This is a genomic window from Frankia tisae (assembly GCF_025403405.1).
GTDB classification, from domain to species: Bacteria; Actinomycetota; Actinomycetes; order Frankiales; family Frankiaceae; genus Frankia; species Frankia tisai.
Window position 1 is genome coordinate 1 of the sequence record NZ_JANEZT010000609.1, and the last position, 2263, is coordinate 2263.

The following is a 2263-nucleotide window of genomic DNA, read 5'->3' on the forward strand; positions in this document are numbered from 1 at the left end:
CACCGCCACTGTTGCCGCCACCGTTGTCGTTGCGGTCGTTGCGGTCGTTGCGGTCGTTGCGGTCGGCGCGGTCGTTGCGGTCGGCGCGGTCGCCGGAGCGGGCTTCGGCGTTCAGGCCCAGACCGCGGGTCACGGCGGCGAGCTGGCCGTGGACGTCCTGCCACTCGCGAATGCGCAGGTAGTTGAGGAACTCGGTCCGGCACATCCGGCGGAACTGGTTCGCGGACAGCTCGCCGCGGGCATCGCGCAGGTAGTTCCACAGATTCAGGTAGGCGAGGAAGTCCGAGGTCGGGTCCGCGAACCGGGCATGCCGCTCGTCAGCGGCCTGCTGGTGCTCGACCGGGCGATCCCGCGGATCCTGGATGGCCAGCGCCGCCGCGATGACCAGCACCTCCCGCAGGCAACCCTGCTCGTCGCCGGCGAGGACCATGCGGGCCAGCCGGGGATCCACCGGGATCTGCGCGAGGCGCCGCCCGATCGGCGTGATCCGCCGGCCCGATGCGGTCCGGCCCGAGCCGGCGCCGCCTGTGTCGGCGCCGCCTGTGCCGGCGCCGCCCGCGTCGAACGCCCCGAGTTCGGTGAGCAGCAGCTCACCGTCGCTGATCTGGCGCGGGTCGGGCGGGTCGAGGAAGCCGAAGGTGGCCATGTCGCCCAGCCCCAGATCGGCCATCCGTAGGATCACCGAGGCCAGGTTCGTCCGCAGGATCTCCGGATCGGTGAACTCGGGTCGGCCGGCGAAGTCCTCCTCGCTGTAGAGCCGGATGCAGATGCCGTCCGCGGTGCGCCCGCACCGGCCCTTGCGCTGGTTCGCGGACGCCTGTGAGACCGGCTCGATCGGCAGGCGCTGCACCTTCGTCCGATGGCTGTACCGGGAGATGCGTGCGGTGCCGGGGTCGATGACGTAACGGATGCCGGGAACCGTCAGCGAGGTTTCCGCGACGTTGGTCGCCAGCACCACCCGCCGCCCGGTGTGCGGCTGGAAGACCCGGTGCTGCTCGCCGGCGGAGAGCCGGGCGTAGAGCGGCACGATCTCCGTGTTCGGCCGCTGTTCGCGGGCGAGCGCTTCGGTGGTGTCCCGGATCTCCCGTTCCCCGCTGAGGAACACGAGGATGTCGCCGGGGCCCTCGGCGCACAGCTCGTCGACGGCGTCGCTGATCGCCTGGGTCTGATCCCGTTCGGTCTCGGCCGGCTGGCCACGCCGGCTGCCCGGGCCGCCGCTTCCGCCGCCTCTGCTGCTTGCGCTGCTTGCGCCGTTCCCGCCGCCGCGTGCCCGGCCGACGCCGCGACCGCCGCCCGATTCCTCGGTGGGCGGCGGCGCGTCCGGATCTTCCGGGTCGGCCGGGTCGGCGTCGCGGGCGCCTGGCACCAGCGGGTGGTAGCGCACCTCGACCGGATAGGTACGCCCGGAGACCTCGATGACGGGGGCATCGCCGAAATGCGCGGAGAACCGGGCCGTCTCGATCGTCGCGGAGGTAATTATGATCTTGAGGTCCGGCCGGCGGGGGAGCAGCGAGCGCACGTAGCCGAGGATGAAATCGATGTTGAGGCTGCGTTCGTGGGCCTCGTCGATGATGAGCGTGTCGTAGCGGCGCAGCGACCGGTCCGTGGAGATCTCGGCCAGCAGGATGCCATCGGTCATCAGCTTGACGAGGGTGTCGTCATGCACCTGGTCGGTGAACCGGGTCTGGTAGCCCACGACCCCGCCCGCCTGCGGCGATGGGGTACCAAGCTCCTCGGCGATGCGGTCGGCGACCGTGCGCGCGGCGATCCGCCGCGGTTGGGTGTGACCGATCATCCCGCGTACCCCGCGGCCGAGCTCCAGGCAGATCTTCGGCAGCTGGGTGGTCTTGCCGGAGCCGGTCTCCCCGGCAATGATCACGACCTGGTGGTCGCGGATCGCGGCGAGGATTTCGTCCTTGCGCTGCGTCACCGGCAGGATGTCGGGGTAGCTCAGCGCCGGCACCTTCGCCCGGCGCCGGGCCACCCGTGCGGCGGCTCGCTCGGCGTCGGCGGCGATAGCCCGCAGGGCGCGTCGGCGCGCCGCGGGCTCCCGGGTACGCCGGCTGTCGGCGAGCCGCCGGCCGAGCCGGTGGGCGTCGCCGGGCCCCAGCTCCGCCAGCCGGGCGGAGAGGTCCTCGACCCGCACCGTTCCCTCCTGGCCGGCCTGCCGGCGGTCGGCTGATTCCGGGGCGACGCGGGCCGGGGCGACGCGGGCCGGGTCCGCGGCCGGCGTGGGGCGCTCGGAGGCGGGCGCCTCCCGGGC

1 protein-coding gene is annotated in these 2263 nt (G+C 73.0%); it reads right to left on the reverse strand.

Features of this window, described 5'->3' with window-relative positions:
• A partial coding sequence (locus NBZ85_RS30465) for a helicase-related protein (protein WP_261563354.1) occupies positions 1-2146 on the reverse strand: 2146 nt, incomplete at its 3' end.
• Between the last annotated feature and the right edge of the window lie 117 nt (positions 2147-2263).